We start from the raw sequence: 894 nt of genomic DNA, 5'->3' as shown, positions 1-894 counted from the left end.
AGGCATATTGGGATCTACTTGTATAGTACCGCATTGCCATACTCGCCCCAAGCTGTCTTTGAGGCTAAACTCAATCTTAGGCCCGTAGAAAGCACCTTCACCAGGCAGATATTCCCAAGCTAGTCCTGAGCTATCCAAGGCGTCGGCTAAAGCTTTTTCAGCAAAATCCCAAGACTCATCACTACCGACGCGTTTCTCTGGACGCGTTGAAAGTTTCATAATAATGTTATCAAAACCAAAGTCTTCATAGACAGCAAGAGTAAGCTTAATAAAGTCAGCCACTTCCTGCTGAATTTGCGCTTGTGTGCAGAAGATATGTGCATCATCTTGAGTGAAACCGCGCACCCGCATCAGGCCATGCAATGAACCTGATGGCTCATTACGGTGACATGAACCAAATTCTGCCATACGCAGTGGCAACTCGCGGTAAGATTTCAAACCTTGATTAAACACTTGCACATGACAAGGGCAGTTCATTGGTTTTACCGCATAATCACGATTTTCACTCGATGTGGTAAACATATTGGTTGCATAGTTACCCCAATGTCCAGAACGCTCCCACAAGCTGCGATCAACGATTTGCGGTGTTTTGATTTCTTCATAACCATTATCATATTGTACTTTACGCATATATTGTTCAAGTACTTGATAAATCGTCCAACCATTGGCATGCCAAAATACCATACCCGGTGCTTGCTCTTGCATATGGAATAGATTGAGTGCTTTACCAATCTTACGATGGTCACGCTTTTCAGCTTCCTCAATACGTTGAATGTAAGCTTTTAGATCTTTTTTATCAGACCATGCGGTACCATAAATACGTTGTAGTTGCTCGTTCTTGGCATCACCGCGCCAACAAGCGCCACTCATCTTGGTTAATTTAAAGACCTTTAA

1 protein-coding gene is annotated in these 894 nt (G+C 43.2%); it reads right to left on the bottom strand.

What is annotated here, in order from left to right; translation table 11 throughout:
* The coding region (thrS, locus tag ACS8FD_RS18155; protein ID WP_439276877.1) for a threonine--tRNA ligase at positions 1–894 on the bottom strand (894 nt) is incomplete at both ends.

This window comes from Psychrobacter sp. 1U2 (assembly GCF_051847575.1).
This window is presented reverse-complemented; position numbering and strand designations above follow the sequence as displayed.